Source organism: Streptomyces sp. NPDC059853, assembly GCF_042731495.1.
Lineage (GTDB): Bacteria > Actinomycetota > Actinomycetes > Streptomycetales > Streptomycetaceae > Streptomyces.
In genome coordinates this window covers 1-4365 of record NZ_JBHWJL010000374.1, presented here as the reverse complement: position 1 = coordinate 4365, position 4365 = coordinate 1, and the positions used below count along the sequence as shown (strand labels likewise).

Below are 4365 nucleotides of genomic sequence, written 5' to 3'. Positions count from 1 at the left end.
GCCGGGCGGGTTGCCGGGGTTGCCGGGGTTGCCGGGCTCTCCCGGCTCCCCGGGGTTGCCGGAGCCGCCGCCGCAGGTGATGCCGTTGACGGCGAAGCTGGTGGGGGCGGTGTTGGTGCCGCTGTAGGTGAACTGCGCGCCGGTGGTGACGCTGCCGCCGTTCGCGGCGATACCGGCGTTGTGGGCGGCGTTGCGGACGGTGATGTCGCGGCCGGACTGCGACCACTGGCCGTTCCAGCCGCCCGCCAGGGTCTGGTTGCCGGAGTAGGAGTAGGTGAGGGTCCAGCCGTTCACGGCCGTGGTGCCGGAGTTGGTGATGGTGACGTCGGTGGTGAAGCCGGAGCCCCAGTCATTGGTGCGGTAGTCCACCGAGCACTCCACGGCGGCGGCGGAAGCCGTGCCCTGGAGCATTCCGCCGGTGCCGAGCGCGGTGGCGATCATCGCTCCGGTGGCAAGCAGGGCGCCGCGTCTGCGGCGACGGGGAAGTGGGGGGTTGGTGCGGCTCATCACAGTTCCCTCTCGTCCTCGAAAGGTCCTGCACCGCGAGTGCGGTGCGTCATGGAAGCGCTCCCACTAGCTGGGAGGAAAGTAGCGCCCAATCCACCGGTGCGCCAGATGTCTGTTCAGAAATTGTGCCCATGAAGTCACCAGAAGGTCAGATACTGCACGGAAACCACGAGACGGTCATGACCCCGCGTCAAAGGTCTTGACACATACGCGTCATAGTCACACGCTTGGGAGCGCTCCCACTAGCTATGGGGCACGCACCCTCTGGCAGCACTCCAGAACCACCCGCACCGCCTCGCACGTCCACGTGGCTAAGGTGTTTCGCGCACCGCCGACCCCCTCGTACGAATCCGGGTAAGCCCGTGGACTACTGCATAACCTGCCGCCGCCACCTCAACGGCGCCTTGACATGTCCAGGATGTGGCGAAGTGACCTCCTGGCAGCCCGCGCACCGCGACCCGGCCGCTGCGGCGCCACCACCGGCCGGGGCCGACCGGGCCACCGACGCCGCGTCCGAGTCCGCCTCCGCACCGGAGGGTGCGGAGGAGCCGGCGGACGGTACGGGCGGCGGTGACGCCACGGCTGCCGGGCCGGAGGGCGAGGGCTCGGCCACCGCCGGGGAGAGCGGCGCGCCCCGGGACGGCACGGAGGCGGACGCGGAGGACGGCGCCGCCGACGGCGATCGGGAGGACGCGGAGGACCGGGACGATTCCGGTGACCCGGAGCGTGCCGGCGAGTCCCCGCCCCCGGACGCCTCCAGTTCCGGACGGGTCAGCCCGCCTCCCAGTGATACCGGTGCCCCCACGGAAGGCGCCTCGCCCGACCCGACCGAGAGCGATCCGGGACCGGACGATTCCTCTCCCCCGCCCTCCGACGACAGCAGCGGCGGCGGCAGTGGCAGCAACGGCGGCGACGGCGACGCGGGCGGCAACGGCGGCGGGGGCGAGGACGACGACAACGGGGACAGCGGCGGCGGGAGTTGCTGGCTGTGGTGGTGCTCGTGACCCGGCACGGACCGGACCTGCCCCACCGCACGCCGGAAACCCCGGCCGGCGAGGGAACGCCGACCGGGGCTCCGGGCGTGGGTGCGTGGGTGCGTGGGGTCGTTCGGGATGAGTCTGCCCGCTACGCGCCGTCCCCGAACAGTTCGGAGTAGGTCGCCAGCGCGATGGCGATGTCCGCCTGCGCCCAGAAGCGGTGGTACTCGAACGTCGGCGCGGGGCCGCCGTTCAGATGGGCCTCGACCTTCGGCCAGTCCGGGTCGTCGTGGTAGAAGGACCGGATCGAGTCGAAGGTGGAACCCGGCTCGATCACGTCGCCGTTGGGCATCTGACCGCTCCAGCCCGACGGGATGTACACCGGGTCGTTGAAGCGGGAGAAGTCCCCGCGCTCCTCGGGCACCGCGATGCCGAGGCCGTCGGAGTTGGCCCACAGCGCGTCCAGCAGCCCGGCCGCCGTGTCCCGCGCGGCCGTGTCACCGGTGGCGGCGGCGTAGTACGACAGGGCGTTGGCCAGCGAACCGGTCACCCCGACGTCCTGGGTGTACTCGGTGACCGTGACGTGCAGCCCGGAGTTGCTGCCCGGGTTGGCCGGGTTCCAGGTGTCCGGGCTGCCGGACCAGGACAGGGTGGAGGGGATGCTGAAGTCCCCGCCAGTGCCGAGGGTCACGTGCTCCAGGACCCAGTCGACCCACTTGTCGAGGACCTCGCCCGCCAGCGCGTCACCGGACTCGTAGAAGTACTCGGCCATCCGCTGCATCGACCACGCCTGCATGCCGAACCACTGGTTGGACGGCGGGTCGCGGTAGACGGGCGCCTCGTCGTAGTACAGCCCGTAGAAGGTCGGGGTGCCGGCCGGCGGGGTGGCGTACGAGCCCTCCCAGCTGTTGGTGGCACCGCCCGCGATGCCGCCCTCGTCGGACTGGAGCCAGCGGTAGAACTCCACCATCCGCTCCAGGGACTGGCCCCAGTCCTGCCCGGCGCTCGGGGAGTCCGGGATCAGCGCGGAGTCGGTGCTCAGGGCGTACGCGGCCAGCGGGTTCTGGTAGCCGAAGTGCGCGTGGCTGCTGCCGATGCGGTAGGCCCAGCCGGCGTTCGGATCCAGCGCGCCGCCCCAGCTGTAGTACCAGGACATCAGGTAGTGGGCGCTGTTCTTGCCGCTGCCCGCCGGGCAGGAGGTGGCGCCGACGCAGTCGCCCGCCCGCTTGAAGTACTTGTCGTACATCGAGTAGCGCAGGTAGTCGCCCATCTTGGCGGCCTTGTCGACCGTGGCGGCCACGGCGGAGGCGTTGCCCTGCTCGGCGGCCCACTGGTTGGCCCAGTAGGCGGCCTGGACGGCGCGGGCGTCGGCGTCCGGCGCGTTGGTGTAGCGCCACTGCTGCGAGTAGCCCTGGTCACCGGTGAAGAGGTCGAGGTAGCCGTTGTCCCCGCCGTAGCTGAAGTCCTCGCAGGAGGGGTGGGGCACGGTTTCCCACACCGATTCCTGTGAACCGCGCTGGAAGGTGTTGATGAACGACGGTCCCTCGGTGTCCGGGCCGCCCCCGCACGGATTGCCGGGGCTGTTGCCGAAGCCGTAGACGTTGTCGACGTCCTGGAGCCAGTGCATGCCGTAGATGTCGGCGGTGCCGTAGGTGGACGTCAGCTCGCCCGCGATCGGGTCCTGGCCGACGGACACGCCCGGGTCCAGCGGCGAGGGGTACGCGGAGGGGTCGGTGTGCTCGGCCGCGTAGGTGGCCGGACTCGACGGGTTGTAGAAGCTGTTGGTGGGCTGGTCGACGGAGCCGGGGATCATGTACTGCTCCATCAGCTCCCAGGCGTCGTTGAACGGCGCCCAGTCACCGGTGACCTTGCCGTACTGCGCCTCCAGCCAGATCAGATACGAGTACGCCTCGGAAGTCGTCTCGTGTCCGTGGTCGGGGGCTTCGACGATCAGGGTCTCCACGGAGTGGTACGGGATCCCCTCGGGCGAGAAGTAGCCGTTCGCGGGGTCCTTGATCGTGTCGTACAGCTCCAGGAACTGGTCCTCGAAGCGCAGCGCGCCCGGGCCGTCCGTGAGCGGGACGGGCGCGGCGCTGCTCGGTGCGGCGGTGGCGGTCAGTCCCAGCGGGAGCGACAGCGCCAGCAGTCCGGCGACCCACAGCTTGCGGGTCCCGCGGGTCCTGCGGGAGGGGTGGGGCGGGTGGGGTTCGTGTGGTCTCGCTCGGGTCGGGGTCCCGATGAGTGATCCAGGCCGGATACGCATCGCGCCTCCTCGCGGCTCGGTGGGGGTGAGAGGCTGTGCCGGCTGTGCTACTCCAGACCAATGGGAGCGCTCCCAAGGATTCTGTCTACGAGGTGTACACGTCAACCCCTCGGAAAGCCGGGTTCGGCGGTTATTTCTCGAACACCCCCTTGGCGGATGGGGGGTTCGTGTCCTACGGTCCCTTCAACCAGTGGGAGCGGTTCCAAGCTCCGGCGGACGCCCTGGACGACGCGTCATCCATGCCGGACCTCTGTTCCGCCCCCACCCACCCCCACAACCCACGACCCCCACAACGCACGAGTCGCCCGGGTGTCATGGCCGCGACGTTCACTGCCGTACGGCGGGGCGGACGTACGGGCCGGCCACCGAGCGCGTACCGCCGCGGCCCCGGCACCTGGCGAACCGTCACCGGCACCACAGAGCAGCAGAACACTCCAACCCCCACAACGGAGGAAGACTGCGATGAGCCGCACCAACCCCCCGCACGAACATCCCCCGCAGCGCCGTGACCGCCGCGGACGCCGGATCGCCCTGGCGGCCGGCGCGCTCCTCGGCGCCGGGGCGCTGACGGTGACCACGCTCAGCACCGCCTCGGCCGGCGAGAGCCCCAGCACCCTG

Annotated in this window: 2 protein-coding genes and 1 pseudogene; 1 reads left to right on the top strand and 2 read right to left on the bottom strand. The window is 70.6% G+C overall.

What is annotated here, in order from left to right; genetic code table 11:
* Window positions 1–507 (bottom strand): cellulose binding domain-containing protein (locus ACFV5N_RS25185; RefSeq protein ID WP_385604057.1); only part of this gene is annotated, 507 nt, incomplete at its 3' end.
* Window positions 508–935: 428 nt separating this feature from the next.
* Between ACFV5N_RS25185 and ACFV5N_RS25180 the strand changes: the two genes are divergently transcribed.
* Window positions 936–1511, top strand: coding sequence for a hypothetical protein (locus ACFV5N_RS25180; protein WP_385604054.1), 576 nt, complete (start codon window positions 936–938; stop codon window positions 1509–1511).
* A gap of 121 nt (window positions 1512–1632) precedes the next feature.
* On the opposite strand, the pseudogene ACFV5N_RS25175 reads toward ACFV5N_RS25180, so the two are convergent.
* Window positions 1633–3597, bottom strand: a pseudogene (locus tag ACFV5N_RS25175) (glycoside hydrolase family 48 protein); the annotation flags it as partial.
* Window positions 3598–4365 lie beyond the last annotated feature (768 nt).